The organism is Kitasatospora sp. NPDC056076, from assembly GCF_042266305.1.
Classification (GTDB): domain Bacteria; phylum Actinomycetota; class Actinomycetes; order Streptomycetales; family Streptomycetaceae; genus Kitasatospora.
This window is the reverse complement of the sequence record NZ_JBHJWG010000049.1, coordinates 38,039-53,954: the sequence shown is the minus strand read 5'-3', so window position 1 is coordinate 53,954 and position 15,916 is coordinate 38,039. Positions and strand designations below refer to the sequence as shown.

At 74.5% G+C, this 15,916-nt stretch carries 16 protein-coding genes; 10 read left to right on the top strand and 6 right to left on the bottom strand.

Features of this window, described 5'->3' with window-relative positions; genetic code table 11:
- Positions 1–30: 30 nt before the first annotated feature.
- The 4 genes from ACFC1T_RS31520 to ACFC1T_RS31505 all read right to left on the bottom strand — a co-directional run bounded on the left by ACFC1T_RS31520 (position 31) and on the right by ACFC1T_RS31505 (position 3,679).
- Entirely contained in the window at positions 31–354 is a 324-nt protein-coding gene (locus ACFC1T_RS31520) for a multidrug efflux SMR transporter (RefSeq protein ID WP_188303055.1), read from the bottom strand.
- Positions 355–484: 130 nt separating this feature from the next.
- Positions 485–1,540, bottom strand: coding sequence for a ribosome small subunit-dependent GTPase A (rsgA, locus tag ACFC1T_RS31515; protein ID WP_375894142.1), 1,056 nt, complete (start codon positions 1,538–1,540; stop codon positions 485–487).
- A 15-nt stretch (positions 1,541–1,555) separates the two neighbouring features.
- Positions 1,556–2,887 (bottom strand): 3-phosphoshikimate 1-carboxyvinyltransferase, encoded by a 1,332-nt coding sequence (gene aroA, locus ACFC1T_RS31510; RefSeq protein WP_375894139.1) that lies wholly within the window; start codon positions 2,885–2,887, stop codon positions 1,556–1,558.
- 66 nt (positions 2,888–2,953) lie between these two features.
- A complete protein-coding gene (locus ACFC1T_RS31505; protein ID WP_375894136.1) occupies positions 2,954–3,679 on the bottom strand; it encodes a M50 family metallopeptidase in 726 nt (241 codons plus the stop codon).
- 166 nt (positions 3,680–3,845) lie between these two features.
- On the opposite strand from ACFC1T_RS31505, the gene ACFC1T_RS31500 reads away from it, so the two are divergent.
- The 10 genes from ACFC1T_RS31500 to ACFC1T_RS31455 all read left to right on the top strand — a co-directional run bounded on the left by ACFC1T_RS31500 (position 3,846) and on the right by ACFC1T_RS31455 (position 14,579).
- Positions 3,846–4,598, top strand: coding sequence for an SOS response-associated peptidase (locus ACFC1T_RS31500; RefSeq protein ID WP_375894133.1), 753 nt, complete (start codon positions 3,846–3,848; stop codon positions 4,596–4,598).
- A gap of 18 nt (positions 4,599–4,616) precedes the next feature.
- Positions 4,617–5,255, top strand: coding sequence for an alpha/beta family hydrolase (locus ACFC1T_RS31495; RefSeq protein WP_375894131.1), 639 nt, complete (start codon positions 4,617–4,619; stop codon positions 5,253–5,255).
- A 173-nt stretch (positions 5,256–5,428) separates the two neighbouring features.
- Positions 5,429–6,334: a sigma-70 family RNA polymerase sigma factor gene (locus ACFC1T_RS31490; protein WP_375894128.1), complete on the top strand. Its 906-nt coding sequence runs from the start codon at positions 5,429–5,431 to the stop codon at positions 6,332–6,334.
- Positions 6,331–6,750, top strand: coding sequence for a mycothiol system anti-sigma-R factor (rsrA, locus tag ACFC1T_RS31485; protein ID WP_375894125.1), 420 nt, complete (start codon positions 6,331–6,333; stop codon positions 6,748–6,750). The genes ACFC1T_RS31490 and rsrA overlap by 4 nt, the downstream gene beginning before the upstream one ends.
- A 328-nt stretch (positions 6,751–7,078) precedes the next feature.
- Positions 7,079–8,512 (top strand): HD-GYP domain-containing protein, encoded by a 1,434-nt coding sequence (locus ACFC1T_RS31480; protein ID WP_375894122.1) that lies wholly within the window; start codon positions 7,079–7,081, stop codon positions 8,510–8,512.
- Positions 8,513–8,658: 146 nt separating this feature from the next.
- Entirely contained in the window at positions 8,659–10,098 is a 1,440-nt protein-coding gene (locus tag ACFC1T_RS31475; RefSeq protein ID WP_375894119.1) for an HD-GYP domain-containing protein, read from the top strand.
- A gap of 346 nt (positions 10,099–10,444) precedes the next feature.
- Positions 10,445–11,431 (top strand): hypothetical protein, encoded by a 987-nt coding sequence (locus ACFC1T_RS31470; protein WP_360233351.1) that lies wholly within the window; start codon positions 10,445–10,447, stop codon positions 11,429–11,431.
- Positions 11,432–11,483: 52 nt separating this feature from the next.
- Positions 11,484–12,122, top strand: coding sequence for a peptide deformylase (gene def, locus ACFC1T_RS31465; protein ID WP_375894116.1), 639 nt, complete (start codon positions 11,484–11,486; stop codon positions 12,120–12,122).
- A 417-nt stretch (positions 12,123–12,539) separates the two neighbouring features.
- Complete coding sequence (locus tag ACFC1T_RS31460; protein ID WP_375894113.1) at positions 12,540–13,316, top strand: tRNA-dependent cyclodipeptide synthase; 777 nt, start codon at positions 12,540–12,542, stop codon at positions 13,314–13,316.
- A 42-nt stretch (positions 13,317–13,358) separates the two neighbouring features.
- The gene (locus ACFC1T_RS31455; protein ID WP_375894111.1) at positions 13,359–14,579 is read left to right on the top strand and encodes a cytochrome P450; all 1,221 of its coding nucleotides are present in this window, start codon (positions 13,359–13,361) and stop codon (positions 14,577–14,579) included.
- Positions 14,580–14,666: 87 nt separating this feature from the next.
- Here the strand turns inward: ACFC1T_RS31455 and ACFC1T_RS31450 are convergent, their stop codons facing one another.
- Together ACFC1T_RS31450 and ACFC1T_RS31445 are read right to left on the bottom strand one after the other, a co-directional pair.
- Positions 14,667–14,828 (bottom strand): hypothetical protein, encoded by a 162-nt coding sequence (locus tag ACFC1T_RS31450; RefSeq protein ID WP_375894109.1) that lies wholly within the window; start codon positions 14,826–14,828, stop codon positions 14,667–14,669.
- A gap of 418 nt (positions 14,829–15,246) precedes the next feature.
- Entirely contained in the window at positions 15,247–15,903 is a 657-nt protein-coding gene (locus ACFC1T_RS31445; protein ID WP_375894106.1) for a TetR family transcriptional regulator, read from the bottom strand.
- Positions 15,904–15,916: the final 13 nt, after the last annotated feature.

The window sequence follows — 15,916 nt, the reverse complement described above, 5'->3', positions numbered from 1 at the left end:
CTCAGCGGGTCGGCCGGGGAGGGCGGGCGCTCAGTGGGCGGAACCGCTGAGCTGGAGGCCGATCACGCCGGCGATCACCAGGGAGATGGACACCAGTTTGAGCACCGAGGTGGTCTCGTCCAGGAAGGCCATGCCGTAGATGGCGGTGCCGGCGGCGCCGATGCCGGTCCACACGGCGTAGGCGGGGCCGACCGGCAGGCTCTTGAGCGAGAGGGTGAGCAGCCCGAAGCTGCTGAGGGCGAACACGCAGAAGCTGATGGTGGGCCAGAGCTTGGTGAAGCCCTCGCTGAGCTTGAGGTTGATCGCGAAGCCGGTCTCCAGCAGGCCGGCCAGGATCACCAGGGCCCATGCCATCGCGCGCCCTCCCTGTCGATCGACGGACGGGCCGTGTCCGGCCCGACTTTCCTATGATCGCCAGGGAGGGGCGGTCCGACACCTCGAACGGGCCGCGAGCCTCGGGGAAGGGGCGGGGCCCCCGCCGGGCTCAGTCGCCCTCGCGGGCCTCCTTGCTGGCCAGCAGACGGCGCAGCGAGTAGAGCCGGGCGGCCTCGGCGTGGCCGTCGGCGACCCAGGCGTCCAGGGCGCAGTCCGGCTCGTCGTGGCTGCAGGCGCGCGGGCAGTCGACCGTGCCCGGCTCCAGGTCGGGGAAGGCGAGGATGACCCGGGACGGGTCGATGTGGGAGAGGCCGAAGGAGCGGAAGCCGGGCGTGTCGATCACCCAGCCCGGGTCGAGCGCCTTCTTCGAGCCGGGCTTGACGCCGGGCGGCGGGGGCAGCCGCAGGGCCAGGGCGGAGACGGTGGTGTGCCGGCCGCGGCCGGTGACGGCGTTGACGTGGCCGGTCTGCCGCCGCCGGTCCGGGACGAGGGCGTTGACCAGGGTGGTCTTGCCGACGCCGGAGTGGCCGATGAACACCGTGGAGAGTCCGCGCAGGTGCTCGCGGACGGCCTCGGCGCCGGCGGTCTCCAGCTCGTCCCGGCGGGTGACGACGTAGTCGATGCCGAGCGGGGCGTACGACTCCAGCAGCGGCCCGGCCGGGGCGAGGTCGGACTTGGTGAGCACCAGCAGCGGTTCCATGCCCGCGTCGTAGGCGGCGACCAGGCAGCGGTCGATCAGCCGGGGGCGGGGCTCCGGGTCGGACAGGGCGGTGACGATGGCCAGCTGGTCGGCGTTGGCGACGACGATCCGCTCGTACGGGTCGTCGTCGTCCGCGGTGCGCCGCAGCACGGAGCTGCGCTCCTCGACCCGGACGATCCGGGCGAGGGTGTCGGCGTCCCCGGAGAGGTCGCCGACCAGGTTGACCACGTCGCCGACGACGACGCCCTTGCGGCCCAGCTCGCGGGCCTTCATGGCGACGACCTCACGCTCCTGCTTGGTCCCCGGGTCGACCAGGCAGGTGATCCGGCCGCGGTCGACGGTCAGCACCATCGCCTCGTCGGCGTCCTCGTGCTTGGGCCGGATCCGGGTCCGCGGCCGGGAGCCCCGGCGGGCGGGGCGGTTGCGGATGTCGTCCTCGTCGGCGTCCTTGCCGTAGCGGCGCATGGTTCAAGTCTCCGCTCAGGCGTCCGCGGCCGCTCCGCCGAGCAGCTCCGCCCACATCTTGGGGAAGTCGGGCAGGGTCTTGGCGGTGGTGCCCACGTTCTCCACCTCGACGCCGGGCACGGCGAGGCCGAGCACCGCGGCGGCGGTGGCCAGGCGGTGGTCCTCGTAGGTGTGGAAGATGCCGCCGTGCAGCGGGCGGGGGCGGATCCGCAGGCCGTCCTCGGTCTCGCTGACGTCGCCGCCGAGGTCGTTGATCTCCTTGGCGAGGGCGGCGAGCCGGTCGGTCTCGTGCAGGCGCAGGTGGGCGATGCCGTACAGGTGGGACTCGGAGTCGGCGAGGGCGGCGACGGCGGCGATCACCGGGGTGAGCTCGCCGACGTCGTGCAGGTCGGCCTCGATGCCGTGGATCCGGCCGGTGCCGGTGAACTGGAGGCCCTCGTCGGTGTACTCGCAGGCGCCGCCCATCCGGGAGTAGAGGTCGCGCAGCTGGTCGCCGGGCTGGGAGGTGTGGCGGGGCCAGTCGCGGACGGTGACCCGGCCGCCGGTGACCAGGGCGGCGGCGAAGAACGGGGCGGCGTTGGACAGGTCGGGCTCGACGACCAGGTCGCGGCCGAGCAGGGCGCCGGGGGTGACCCGCCAGACGTCCTTCTCACCGCCGTCCTCGGGGGCGTCGACCTGGGCGCCGGCCAGGCGCAGCATCTCGACGGTCATCCGGATGTGCGGCAGCGACGGGACGGGGCCGCCGACGTGCCGGACCTCGACGCCGTGGTGGTAGCGGGCGCCGGAGAGCAGCAGGGCGGAGACGAACTGGGACGAGGAGGAGGCGTCCAGCTCGACCGGGCCGCCGTCGAGGCCGCCGGTGCCGTGGACGGTGAGCGGGAAGCTGCCGCGGCCGCCGTCCTCGATCCGGGCGCCGAGCGCGCGCAGGGCGTTGATCACGCCGTGCTGGGGGCGCTCGTGGCTGCGCGGGTCGCCGTCGAAGTGGACCGGGCCGTCGGCGAGGGCGGCGAGCGGGGGCAGGAAGCGCATGACGGTGCCGGCGTTGCCGACGTCGACGTTGGCGGGGCCGCGCAGCGCGGGGGCGGGGATGACCCGCCAGGCCTCGCCGCCGCCGGTGCCGCCGGAGTCGTTGTTGACCTTCTCCTCGATGGTGACCCCGAGGGCGCGCAGGCCGTCGGCCATCAGCTGGGAGTCGCGGCTGCGCAGCGGGCGGCGTACCCAGCCGGGTCCGTCGGCGAGGGCCGCCAGCACCAGGGCCCGGTTGGTGACCGACTTGGAGCCGGGAATGGTGACGGTGGCGTCGACGGGGGCGCTGGCGACGGGGGCGGGCCACAGGGTCTCGGTCATGGGGGCCAGTCTAGGGTCCGTGACGGAACGGCCCCTGCTACGGCCGGATGGCGGGACGGCGGTGATCTAGTGGAGGGGTTGCAGCAGCCAGGTGGCGCCGAGGGCGAGGCAGGCGAGGGCGGTGAGCAGGAAGACGGTGACCCAGGCCAGGGCGGGGACGTGGGTGAGCCGGGCGAGCTGGTCGGCGTCGGAGTCGCGGGCCCAGCCGGTGCGGCGCTGGTGCTGGAGTTCCAGGACCGGGCGGACCGCCCCGAACAGCAGGAACCAGCAGCCGAGGTAGGCGAAGCCGGCCTGGACCTGGGCGCTGCCGAACCAGGAGACCAGGAAGAAGGCGCCGCCGGCGACGAGCACGGTGAACAGGCCGAAGGCGTTGCGGATCCGCAGGAGCAGGGCCAGCAGCAGGGCGATGGCGAGCCAGAGCAGCAGGGTGATCCGGTCGGCGGCGAGCAGGGCGGCGCAGCCGAGGCCGAGCAGGGCGGGGGCGGTGTAGCCGGCGGCGGCGGTGAGGACCATGCCGGGGCCGGTGGGGCGGCCGTAGGAGAGGGTGAGGCCGGAGGTGTCGGAGTGCAGCCGGATGCCGGCGAGCTTGCGGCCGGTGGCGAGCGCGGCGAGGCCGTGGCCGCCCTCGTGGGCGATGGTGACGGCGTTGCGGGTGACGTGCCAGAGCGGGCGGGCGAGGACGGCGAGCAGGGCGGCGCAGCCGGTCGCGAGGACGAGCCAGCCGGGTGGGGCGGCCTGGGTGCCGGTGACCCGGTCCCACAGTTCGCCGAGGTTCTGGTTGTTCGGGTTCATCGGCGGGCTGCGCCTCCGTTCGCTGTGCTGTGTCGTGATTCGCCGTTCGGGCCGGGTTGGGCCGTTCGGGGCAGCCTCCCATGCGGGGACGGGCGGAGGGGAGCGGGCGGTTCTGCTCCGTGGATGAGGAAGTGCTGAGCGGGCGCGGTGTGGTTGGCTGGCCCGCATGTGCGGTCGCTTCGCAGCCAGCAGCAAGCCGGAGGACGTCGTCGAGCTGTTCGACGTGGAGTTCTGGGACCCGGAGGAGTCCCTGGACCCGAACTGGAACGTGGCGCCGACCAACAGCGCGTACGTGGTGCTGGAGCGGTTGGCCAAGGGGGCGGCGCGGCCGGTGCGGCAGTTGCGGGCGCTGCGCTGGGGGCTGGTGCCGCAGTGGTCGAACTCCGCCGAGACAGCGGTGAAGATGATCAACGCGCGGTCGGACACGGTGCACGAGAAGCCGGCCTACCGGCAGGCCTTCGCCTCGCGCCGGTGCATCCTGCCGGTGGACGGCTACTACGAGTGGCAGACGGTGCCGGGGGAGCGGGGCAAGGCGCGCAAGAAGCCGTTCTTCGTGTCCCGGGCGGACGGCGCCCCGCTGGCGCTGGCGGGACTGTACGAGTTCTGGCGCAACCGGGCGGTGCCGCCGGGGCACCCGGAGGCCTGGCTGGTGACCTTCACGATCGTGACCACGGACGCCGAGGAGTCGCTGGCGCCGATCCACGAGCGGATGCCGCTGTTCCTGGACCGGCGGGACTGGGGGCAGTGGCTGGACCCGGGGCTGGGCGACCCGGAGGAGGTGCGCCGGCTGCTGATACCCCCGCCGCCGGGGGCGCTGCTGGCCACGCCGGTGTCGCCGGCGGTCGGGAACATCCGCAACAACGGTCCGGAGCTCAAGGAGCCGTGGACCGAGGTCGAGTACGAGACCACACTGTTCTGAGACTTGGGAGCTGCCGGGATGACCACCTCCGAACTCGTCACCACCGGGGCCGGGGACGCCCGGATCACCTACCACCGGGCGGCCGCGCCGAGGGCGGTGCTGGCGCTGGGCCACGGGGCGGGCGGCGGGACCGGTGCCCGGGACCTGGTGGCGCTCGCCGGGCGGCTGCCGGAGCGGGGGATCACGGTGGCGCTGGTGGAGCAGCCGTGGCGGGTGGCGGGGAAGAAGCTGGGCCCGGCGCCGAGGACGCTGGACGTGGGCTGGCTGCCGGTCGCGGAGCGGCTGGCCGGGGCCGGGCTGCCGCTGGTGGTCGGCGGGCGCAGCGCGGGGGCGCGGGTGGCCTGTCGGACGGGGGCGGCGAGCGGTGCGGTGGGGGTGGTGGCGCTGGCGTTCCCGCTGCACCCGCCGGGGAAGCCGGAGAAGAGCCGTGCCGAGGAGCTGCTGGGGTCGGGGCTGCCGACGCTGGTGGTGCAGGGTGCGGCGGACCCGTTCGGCGGGCCGGCGGAGTTCCCGGAGCTGCCGGCGGGGCACGAGCTGGTGGCGCTGCCGTACGGGAACCACGGGTTCGAGGTGCCGAAGCGGGCGTCGGTGGGGCAGGACGAGGTGCTGGAGCTGATCTGCTCGGCGGTGGGGGACTGGGTGCTGGGGCTGCTGTGACGCCGGTGCCGCTGTGGCTCCGGTGCCGGTGTGAGGGGCCGTGAGGGGCCGTGAGCAGGGTGTTTCCGCTCGCTCACTCGTGCGAGTGAACGGCGGGTGCGGGCGGGAATGCGGGCGGGGCCGGTGTGGTTGTCGTGTCCGTCAGCATGAGTCACCGGTGAGAGGTAGGGCAGATGGGTTCGATCGCGTGCCCCGAACGGCCGGAGGAGCGCGAGGCCGCCGCGGCGTTCGCCCCCTCCTGGTCGGACTGGCTCGACGCGGGCGAGAAGCCCGTCAGCCCGATATCCTCCATTTCTGGGCGGCCCGCAGTGGGCCGTGCCCGTCATGCCGAGGAGGTGGGTCCGGTCGTCGGGACCGAGCACGAGGCCGATCCGGGCCGTGGCCCGGACGAGGCCCTGCCTGCGGGCGAGGCGCTCACCGGTGAGGAGCTGGCCGAGGCGATCGGTGAGGACACCTTCCGGGTGTCGGCGGAGGAGTCCGAGGAGGCCCGGCGGGAGCGCTTCGAGCGCGACGCCCTGGGCTACCTCGACCCGATGTACTCGGCGGCGCTGCGCATGACGCGCAACCCCGCGGATGCGGAGGACCTGCTCCAGGAGGCGTTCGCCAAGGCGTACGCGTCCTTCCACCAGTTCCGTGAGGGCACCAACCTCAAGGCCTGGCTGTACCGCATCCTCACCAACACGTTCATCAACTCGTACCGCAAGAAGCAGCGGGAGCCCCAGCGCACCGCGGCGGAGGAGATCGAGGACTGGCAGCTGGCCAGGGCCGAGTCGCACATGTCGACCGGTCTGCGCTCGGCCGAGACCCAGGCGCTCGACCACCTGCCCGACAGCGATGTGAAGGACGCGCTCCAGGCGATCCCGGAGGAATTCCGGATCGCCGTGTATCTCGCGGACGTAGAAGGCTTTGCGTACAAGGAGATCGCGGACATCATGGGTACTCCCATCGGTACGGTGATGTCCCGGCTGCACCGCGGCCGCCGGCAGCTGCGCGGCATGCTGGAGGATTACGCCCGTGAGCGCGGGCTGGTCCCGGCCGGCAGCGGGGCAGGGCAGGAAGCGAAGGGCTCGGGCTCATGAGCTGCGGCGATCCGCACGAAACCGAGTGTGGCGAGGTCCTCGACCACCTCTATGAATTCCTCGACAACGAGATGGCCGAGGGCGACTGCGCCAAGCTGCGCGTGCACTTCGAGGAGTGCTCGCCCTGCTTGAAGCAGTACGGGCTGGAGCAGGCGATCAAGGCGCTGATCAAGCGTTCCTGCGGCTGCGACGACACCCCGACGGACCTGCGCAGCAAGGTCCTGGCCAGGATCGACTCGATCCGGGCCGGGCAGCGCTCGGGTGAGCCGGTGGTGGTCGCCGTGGAGACGACCGTCGAGGTGCACGTCGAGGCGGCCCGTCCGGCGCCCAGGCCGGTGCAGGCGCGCGAGGACGCGGGCGACGCGCCGGGCGTGCGCCCCGGTGCGCCGGTCGAGGCCGGAGCGCCGGCCGAGTAGTCCGGCGCAGCGGCCCGTACGGCCCGCCGGCGAGGGCGGTGCCGAGCGGTTCGGGCAGGGAGTTCAGCGGCCCCGGGAGCATGCGCTCCCGGGGCCGCTCCCGTTCTGCTCGCATGCGCCCTCACTCGTTCGAGTGAGTTGGCGGTGCGCCAACTGCGCCATTGCGCGATCATGCGTCCCCACGCCCGGACGGCGGCCTATCCTCCTGACGGACGCTCACCGCCGGTCAGCCCGGCGCGCTGAGGCAACAGGGCCCGGACGCGGGGAGGCCGAGATCGCTACCGACAGTGGAGGCGCGACCCTGCCGCGGGGGGCTGCGCGCTACCTGGTGGCCGTCCCGGTGGCGGCCCTGTGCTGCCTGCTGCCGCTGCTGCCCGAGGCCGTCACGCCCGGGGTGCCGCGCTGGCTCGGACACCCGGCGGACTGGCCCAAGATCGGACTGCTCGGCTTCCTGCACGGCTGCTGGGAGTCGCTCGCCCAGGGCCTGCCCACCCCCTGCTCGCTCCTGCTGCGCCGGCTGCTGCGCCGCCCCGCGCCCGCCGGACGGGTCCCCGCCCGCCCCGGGGCGAACGCCTTCTTCCCGGTGCTGTTCGCCGGGGTGCTGATGCTCCCGCCGGCCGCCGCCGCGCTGGTCGCCGCCCCCGCCGCCCTGCTCGGCGGCCCGACCGGCCCCGGCTGCCGAGGCCGCCAGCTGTTCAACGGCTCGCAGCTCGCGCTGTGCGCCTTCGCCTCCTCGGTCGCCTTCCACCTGCTGCACGGCCCGCAGCTGCTGCTCGGCTCCCGCTTCCCCGCCGCACTGCTGCCCGGCTTCGCCGCCGTCGGCGCGTTTTGCCTGGTCAACGGGCTGGTGGTGGGGGTGATGGTGGTGCTCAGCGAGAGCCGGCCGGTCACCGAGGTGCTCCGCGGCGCCTGCGCGGTGTGCGGGCTGCCGGTGCTGGTGCACGCGGCCGGCGGACTGATGGTCGCGGTGCTCTGGCAGGGCCCGTACGGGGCGTTCGCCGCCCTGCTGGCCCTGCTGCCGCTGTCCATCTCGGCCTGGGTCTTCGCCCAGGGCCAGCGCGAACGGGACGCCCACCAGGCCACCGTGCAGTCGCTGGTGCAGGCGGTGGAGATCAAGGACGCCTACACCCGGGGGCACAGCGAACGGGTCGGCCGCGCCTCGGTGCTGATCGCCGATCAGCTCGGCATGGAGCCCGAGCGGCTGCGCACCCTGCGCTTCGCCGGGATCCTGCACGACGTCGGCAAGCTCGGCGTGGCCACCGAGCTGCTGCGCAGAAACGGTCCCCTCGACGAGGACGAACGCCGCGCCGTGGAGGTCCACCCGGTGTACGGGTACGAGCTGGTGCGCGGGATCGACTTCCTCGGTGAAGCGCATGCCGGGATCCTGCACCACCACGAGCGGATGGACGGGCGCGGCTACCCGAGCGGACTGGCCGGCGAGCAGATCCCCGAGTTCGCCCGGATCATCTCCGTCGCCGACGCCTTCGACTCGATGACCTCCACCCGCTCCTACCGGCGCGGCCGCCCCGTCGCCGAGGCGGTGACCGAGCTGGAGCGCTGCTCCGGCAGCCAGTTCGACCCGGTGATGGTGCGGGCGCTGATCGACGCGCTGGCCGTGCACGACTGGCAGCCGGTGGTGCACTCCGAGGACTGCGTACGGGCCGTCCCGGACATCCCGCTCGGGGTGCCCGAGCCGGTGCGGGCCGCGCCCGGACGGGTGCCCGCCCAGGGCGGGGCCCGCCCCGCGGCCGGGCAGCCGTGACCGGGCGCGCGGCCGGGGGCGGGGGCCGGGCCGAGGGCGGGGCCGGTGCGGGGCACGGGAGCGGGCACGGGGCCGGGGCCGGTGCGGGGCACAGGAGCGGGCACGGGGCCGGTTCGGGGCGTGGGCGTGGGCGCACCGCGCGGGGTGTGCACGCGGCCGCCGCCGTCTTGGTGGTGCCGGCGTTCGGCGCGGTGGCGGTGCGGGGGATCGCCGAGCCGAGGGTCGCGCTGGCGTTCACCGCGCTGATCGCGCTCGGCGAATGCGTCCGGATCACCCTTCCGGGTGACCGTGAGCAGGCGCCCATCGGCGCGGCCGGCGCGCTGGCGTACGCCCTGCTCGGGCCGCTGCGCGGGGTGCCGACCGCGCACGGCACCCTCCAGGTCGTCGCGGTGACCGGGGTCGGCCTGCTGCTGGGCTGGCTGCCCGGGCTCGCCCTGCCGCACCGGCCGGGGCGCCCGCACCGGCGGCCGCCCTGGGCGGACCCGGCCCGGCGGGACAGCGCGGCCCGCCGGCTGCTCGCGGTCGGCTTCGCCGCCGCCGTGTTCCAGCCGCTCTACAACGGCGGCCTGGTCGACCGCTTCTCGCCCGAGGGCCCCGCCTACGGGGCCTTCCTGACCGCCGTCGCCGCGCTGGCCGCGCTCTGCGACGCGACGCTCGCGGCGCTGCTGCGCTCCTCGGGCCCGTCCTCGCCCGCCCGCCGTTCGACCGGAGGGCGGGCCGGGCGCAGCTGGGGGCACCTGACCGGCGCCGCTCCGGGAGCCGTCGGCGACCGGCCACGGCGCGACGGGGCGTGTGCCCCGGCGGCGGCCCGCGGGCGGGAGCCCGAGGACGGGCCCGGGGCCGGCGGGCCGCGCTTCCCGGCCGCGCTGGAGGACGAACTGCGCTCGCTGTTCGGGATCGGTTCGGCGATCGTCGCCACCGGGATGCTGGTCAGCCTCGCGGCCGGCGAGGTCGGGCTGTGGGCGCTGCCGCTGTTCTGCACCCCGCTGCTGCTCGCCCAGGTCTCCTTCCGGCGGGCCGCCGCGGTGCGGGCCACCACCGGGCAGACCATCGCCAGCCTGGCCCGGGCCACCGAGGTCGCCGGGTACACCCCGCACGGGCACGCGCGCCGGGTCGCGGACACGGCGTGCGCGCTCGGCCGCGAGCTGGGACTGGGCACCCGTGAGCTCGCCCTGCTGGAGTACGCGGCGCTGATGCACGACGTCGGGCAGCTCTCCCTGGTCGAACCGGTGCCGGACGGCGCCACCGCGCTGCTGCCCGCCGTCGAGCAGCAGCGCATCGCCCGGCTCGGCAGCGAGGTGATCAGCCGCACCGGGGTGCCCCGGCAGGTCGCCGAGCAGGTCGCCCGACTGGCCGACCCCTGCCCCGGGCCGGTGGGCGGTGAGGGCCCGGTGCCGCTCGCCGCCCGGATCATCCGCGTCGCCAACGCCCACGACGACCTGCTCACCGCCGCCCGGGGGCGGGGCCTGGGCGAGGCGGTGGGGCGGCTGGAGGCGCTGGAGGTGCTGCGGCTGGGGCGCGGGCGGGTCTACGACGCCCGGGTGGTGGACGCCCTCGCCCGGGTCGGCGGGCAGGGGCGGGGCTGAGGGCCGGCTGCCGGGGGCGGGGCTGAGGGTCGGCCGCCGAGAGCGCCGTCCTCGCGAGGGGTGTGGTGGCGCCCGCCCAGGGGCCCGCCCGCCCGCCGGGGCGCGGCGGTGCGGTCGGGGCGCGGCCGGGCGGCGCCCGTCCGGGGTTGAGGAGGTGCGCTCCGACGGGCAGGCTGGGGAGGGGCGGCCCCAACCTCGGCGGTGGGGAGCGCGGGCGGGGGCGGGCGTGGTTGGATGCGGTCGTAGCGTGGAACACCGACCCGGAGCACCGGGACCCGGGCCCCGTCGAGGACGGGACGGGCCCGGCGGCAAGGGACTTGAGCGGACGACGACGGCAGGGACGAACGTGAGGATCTTCCACCGGGCACGGCACCGGCCGTCCGCCACCTGGCGGCAGACGACCGACCGGGCCTTCACGCTGATCGGCGACGGCCGCTACGAGGACGCCGGCGCCCTGCTGGTGATGGCCGCCGACCTGGAGCCCTGGCTGTCCGACTCCTGGTTCAACCTCGCCCTGCTGCACAAGTTCCGCCGCGACTGGGAGCAGGCCCGCTCGGCCGGCCTGCGCGCCGTCGCCCTGCTCGACCGCGAGCAGGGCGCCCCCGACTGGTGGAACCTCGGCATCACCGCCACCGCCCTCCAGGACTGGCCGCTCGCCCGCCGCGCCTGGCAGGCCTACGGGCTCAAGCTGCCCGGCGGCCCCGGCGGGGACGGCCCGGTCAGCCTGGAGCTGGGCACCACCCCGGTGCGGCTGTCCCCCGACGGCGAGTCCGAGGTGGTGTGGGGCCGGCGCCTCGACCCCGCCCGGATCGAGGTGCTGTCCATCCCGCTGCCCTCCTCCGGCCGCCGCTGGGGCGAGGTCGTGCTGCACGACGGCGCCCCGCACGGCGAACGGGTCACCGACGGCGTCGCCTACCCCGTCTTCGACGAGATCGAGCTGTGGGCGCCCTCCCCGGTGCCGACCTACGTGGTGCTGCTGCAGGCCGCCACCGCCGGCGACCGGGACGCGCTGGAACGGCTGGTCGCCGACGCCGGCTACGCCGCCGAGGACTGGACCTCCTCGGTGCGGCTGCTGTGCCGCGCGTGCTCGGAGAGCCGGATGGCCGCCGACGACGGGATCGTCGCCCACCACGACCCCCACGACGACGGCGACGCCGCCCACCCCGGGCACCTCAGCCACCTCAGCCAGGGCGGCGCGGCCGGGATGTCCTGGCTGGTCGAGCGCGAGTGCGGGCTCGCCGCCCCGGCCCACCTGGTCCGCTCCCTGCTCGACCGCTGGGTCGCGGCCGCCCCCTCGACCAGGGCCTACCGGGATCTCGAAGAGGTCTGCTGATCCCGCTGAGTACCCTGGTGAGGTACGCGTAGACCTATGGGAGCGGAAGACAATGGCGGAGCAGCACGACCACCAGCACGAGCACGACGTGGAGGGGGCGGCGCCCGAGGCCCCCGCGAAGGTGATCGGTGAGGAGCCCGACCTCACCAAGGGCACCGCGCGCCCGATCACCGTGGTCGGCAATCCCGTGCTGCACCGCGAGGTCAAGGACGTCACCGCGTTCGACGCCGAACTCTCCGCGCTGATCGACGACATGTTCCAGTCGATGTACGCCGCCGAGGGCGTCGGCCTGGCCGCCAACCAGATCGGCGTCGACCTCAAGGTCTTCGTCTACGACTGCCCGGACGACGACGGCGTGCGCCACATCGGCCACGTGATCAACCCCAAGCTGGAGGAGTACCCGGCCGACCGGCGCCGCGTGCTCGACGACAGCAACGAGGGCTGCCTGTCCGTCCCGACCGCCTACGCCGAGCTGCCGCGCCCGGACTACGCGGCCGTGACCGGCGTCGACAAGGACGGCACCCCGATCCGCGTCGAGGGCACCGGCTTCTTCGCCCGCTGCCTGCTGCACGAGACCGACCACCTGTACGGCACCCTCTACATCGACAAGCTGTCGAAGCGGGACCGCAAGGACGCCCTCAAGCAGATGGCCGAGGGCACCGCGAAGTACGCGACGGTGCCGAACGAGTAACGGCTGAGCGGTAGTCGGCGAAGGCCGGTGCGGATCCTCCGCACCGGCCTTCGGCGTTTCCGGGGGGCGTATCTTCCGAAACGCATTCCCTTTTCCCGAGGGATGTTGGAGGATTTCACACTGGCCCGAGGAGCCGTCCGGGCGGTATTCGGCAGTCGTCGGGGAAATCTTCGTGAACACGTTTCCCGGGTGGCGGTTCACATGGATTCCGGCCGCTCGGTGATCACATTTCGCCAACCCCCGTACGGGACTTGCGGAGCTCCCGCGCGGCAGCGGTAGTTTCAGGGCGCCGCAGCCCCACCAGGTGCACACGGCACTCCGGGTGAACTCCCCCCACCCGCCGTGCACCTCTGCGAATTCCCCCACATCCCCATGAACGCCCAGTCCGTGACCACTGCTGTGATGTGGAGGCAAGGCATGCGCGACGCCCTCCGGGACGAGCGCCCGACGGTGATTCCGTCGGGCGGGTACGAGGCACTTCCGTATTCCCGCCGCTGCCAGGAGATCTGGCGGCGCGGCGAGCACCTGCTCATCGGCGTCAGTTCCGGCAACAGCTATTTCAGCGCCCGGCGGATCACCGAACTCGTCCGGTGGGGGCGGGAGTTCTTCGAGCGGATCGACATCGTCTACGCCGACCTGCTCGTCGGCACCCAGTTCGAGACCTTCGGCTACGCCCCCGAGCAGGCCGAGCGCCGGGCCCGCAAGGAGGTCAAGGCCACCGCCCGCCGGATCGAGCGGGGCGTCGAGGAGGCCGGCCCGCGGGGCGACGTCCGGGACGCCCCGGACGTCCGGGTGCACGCCCTCTCCTCCTTCACCGGCGACCGCGCCTACCAGCGGCTGCACCGGCGGGCCGTCGACGCCCTGCGGACCGACCCGGAGTTCCGGGCGGCCGCCGAGGGCATGGCCCGCGGCTTCCTGGCCGCCCGGCTGGACGAGGGCCTCGCCCCCAGCGAACCCCAACTCGCCGCCGGGCTGCGGTACATCGCCGCCGAACTGCCGTTCTTCCTGGACACCCCGGCGCTGCTCGGCGTGCGCTCCTCGGTCAGCTGCTACCACCTGCAACTCCCGCTCACGCCCGTCCTGTTCGGCCGGGACGAAGGCCTGCGCGCCGCGGCGGGCCAGGCGTACGCGGTGATCCGGCCGGCTGCGGCGTCCTCCGTCGTCGAGGCCGTAGAAGCCGCTGTGCCCGCGTAGTCGACCGTCCGGACCGCCGAACTTCCCCGAGGAGCAACGCCCGTGAGCACGACCGTGACCGTGACCCACCCGCCGACCACCGACATCGCCTTCCCGCTCTCCCGCCGGGGCGACGTCCTGCCCGCCGAGGCGAACCGGCTGAGGGAGGAGACCCCGATCGCCAGGGTCCGTACCCTGACCGGCGATCCGGCCTGGCTGGTCAGCAGCTACGCGCTGGCCAAGCAGGTCCTGGAGGACGAGCGGTTCAGCCTCAAGGACACCGCCAACCCCGGCGTCCCCCGCCAGTACGCGCTGACCATCCCGCCCGAGGTGGTCGACAACATGGGCAGCATCAACAGCGCCGGACTGCGCGACGCCGTCATGAGGACCCTCTCCCCGCGGGCCGACCGCGCCCTCGACGGCTGGCTCCAGGCCGAGGCCCACCGGCTGATCGACGCACTCACCGCCCAGGGCGCCCCCGGCGAACTCCGCGACGGCTTCGCCGACCCCTACTCCGCCGCACTGCACTGCCGACTGCTCGGCATCCCGGCCGAGGACGGGCGGCGGCTGATGGCCGGCGTCGACCTCGCCTTCCTCACCAGCCCGGTGCCCTTCGCCGGTGCGGCCCCCAACTGGTACAAGGACCTCGGCCACGTGCTCGGGCGGCTGAACGCCGACCCGGAACCGGTGGACGGCCTGCTCGGCCGGTTCGCCGCGCTGCGCCGTTCCCCGGACGTCGCGGACCGGGTCGGCGACGAACTGCTCGCCACCGTCGCGCTGTCGCTGTTCGGCGCGGGCGCGGTGTCGACCTCGGCGTTCCTGCTGAACGCGGTCGTCTACCTGTGCGAGCGGCCCGAACTCGCCGACCGGCTCCGGCGGGAGCCGGCGCTGATCGGGCGCGCGGTGGACGAGTTGCTGCGGGTGAACTTGTCGATCGGCGACGCCCTGCCGCGGCTCGCGCTCGCGGACGTCCAGGTGGGCGGGGTGCTGGTGAAGGAGGGCGAACTCGTGCTCGTCCTGGTCGAGGGCGCCAACTACGACCCGGCGGTCTTCCCGGACCCGGAGCGGATCGACTTCGACCGGCCGAGCAACCCGCACCTCGCCTTCGGCGCGGGCCGGCACTTCTGCCCGGCCTCGGCGCTCGGCCGCACCCACGCCGAGATCGCCCTCACCGCGCTCGTCGAACGGCTCCCGGGCCTGCGGCTCGCCGTTCCCGCCGACCAGCTGGCCTGGCGGCCGGGGTTCATCAAGCGGCTGCCGGAGCGGCTGCCGGTGGTGTGGTGAGCCGAGGGCCTTCGGGGCCGGAACGGTCCCGTCCGTACCGGTCCCGTCCGTACCGGTCCCGTCGGTATCGGCCCCTGCGCCGTTCGGTCACACCAGGAGCCACTCCGGGCCGTAGGTGAAGCGGGGGTCGGCCGGGAGCTTGACGTCGACGATCTGCTGGGCGGTGTCGCGCAGTTGGCCCATCAGGCCGATCGCGGTGCCGAGCGGGGACGGGTCGCCGCCCCAGGCGCGTTCGAGGGCGTGCAGCATGGCGCTGTAGTGCTGGTTGAAGGCGTCCAGCTGCCCGGCGGTGGGCCCGTCGGGCGAGTTGGGGTCGCCCTGGCGGGGCCAGCCGCCCTTGGGGACCCGGGCGACCGGGAAGGTGTCCGGCAGCGGGACGTCGGCGCCGGTGAACTCCCACGTCTTCGTCGTGGGGTTCTGGACGAGCTTCCGGCCGACGGCGATCTCCTGGAAGGCGTAGTAGTGGGCGAGTTCGCCCGGGGCGCTGGGGAACGGGTCCTCCGGGGAGGCGGGCGTACGTGGGGAAGACGTTGGCGATGCGCTGGTAGAAGGCGCCGATCGTGTTGCCGTCGGCGGCGTAGGCGAGCGGGTTCTCGGGCTTCTCGATGCCGGTGCGGCCCGGGAGTTCAGTCGGACGGGCGGCGCGCGGCGGTCGTCGACGCGGTCGCTAGCGCGGGGCGGCTCGGACGGGTGCGGCGTCGAGGGCTGCCTCGTTGACGGGTGTGGCGTCGAGGGCCGGGGCGATGGCGGTGAAGGCCTGGTCGGTCAGGGCGGCCGGGTCCGCCGTTCCGCCGCTCGCGCTCCAGCACTGGAGCACGACGTCGAAGGCGGTCAGGGCCATTCCCGCGGCCATCCGGGGGCGGAGTCCGGCCGCGGCGTCCACTCCCAGCCGGTCGGCGAGTTCGGCGGCCAGCTCCTCCCGCCACTGCGACTGGTGCTCCAGGAGGCGGGCGCGCAGCGCGGGTGTGCCGAGGATCAGCCGGACCACGCGCAGGGTCTGCTCGGAGTGGCCGGCGCACGCGTCGACGGCGGCCCAGACGGTGTGCCGCAGGGCGGTGGAGGGGCTCTCCCCGGCGGGCCGCGCGGCGAGTTCGGCGCGCATGCCGTCGCCCAGCTCCGCGAGGAAGCGGACGACCACGTCCTCCTTGGAGGCGAAGTAGCGGAAGAACGTCCGCTTGGACATGCCGGTGGCGGCGGCGATCTCGTCGACCGTGACCGCGTCGAACCCGTGCTCGGCGAACAGGCCCAGTGCGGCCCTGGTCAGTTCGTCGGAGACGAGCCGGCGCTTGCGCTCGGCCAGGCTCGGGGCGGGGAGGGTGGTCATCCCCTGATGCTAC

Bases quoted from the DNA above. Each gene is read 5' to 3' on its own strand.
- ACFC1T_RS31450 (WP_375894109.1), bottom strand. From the start codon at position 14,828: ATGCTGCACGCCCTCGAACGCGCCTGGGGCGGCGACCCGTCCCCGCTC.
- ACFC1T_RS31445 (WP_375894106.1), bottom strand. From the start codon at position 15,903: ATGACCACCCTCCCCGCCCCGAGCCTGGCCGAGCGCAAGCGCCGGCTC.
- ACFC1T_RS31490 (WP_375894128.1), top strand. From the start codon at position 5,429: ATGGGTTCGATCGCGTGCCCCGAACGGCCGGAGGAGCGCGAGGCCGCC.
- aroA (WP_375894139.1), bottom strand. From the start codon at position 2,887: ATGACCGAGACCCTGTGGCCCGCCCCCGTCGCCAGCGCCCCCGTCGAC.
- ACFC1T_RS31520 (WP_188303055.1), bottom strand. From the start codon at position 354: ATGGCATGGGCCCTGGTGATCCTGGCCGGCCTGCTGGAGACCGGCTTC.
- ACFC1T_RS31460 (WP_375894113.1), top strand. From the start codon at position 12,540: ATGCGCGACGCCCTCCGGGACGAGCGCCCGACGGTGATTCCGTCGGGC.
- ACFC1T_RS31505 (WP_375894136.1), bottom strand. From the start codon at position 3,679: ATGAACCCGAACAACCAGAACCTCGGCGAACTGTGGGACCGGGTCACC.
- def (WP_375894116.1), top strand. From the start codon at position 11,484: ATGGCGGAGCAGCACGACCACCAGCACGAGCACGACGTGGAGGGGGCG.
- rsrA (WP_375894125.1), top strand. From the start codon at position 6,331: ATGAGCTGCGGCGATCCGCACGAAACCGAGTGTGGCGAGGTCCTCGAC.
- rsgA (WP_375894142.1), bottom strand. From the start codon at position 1,540: ATGCGCCGCTACGGCAAGGACGCCGACGAGGACGACATCCGCAACCGC.
- ACFC1T_RS31495 (WP_375894131.1), top strand. From the start codon at position 4,617: ATGACCACCTCCGAACTCGTCACCACCGGGGCCGGGGACGCCCGGATC.
- ACFC1T_RS31500 (WP_375894133.1), top strand. From the start codon at position 3,846: ATGTGCGGTCGCTTCGCAGCCAGCAGCAAGCCGGAGGACGTCGTCGAG.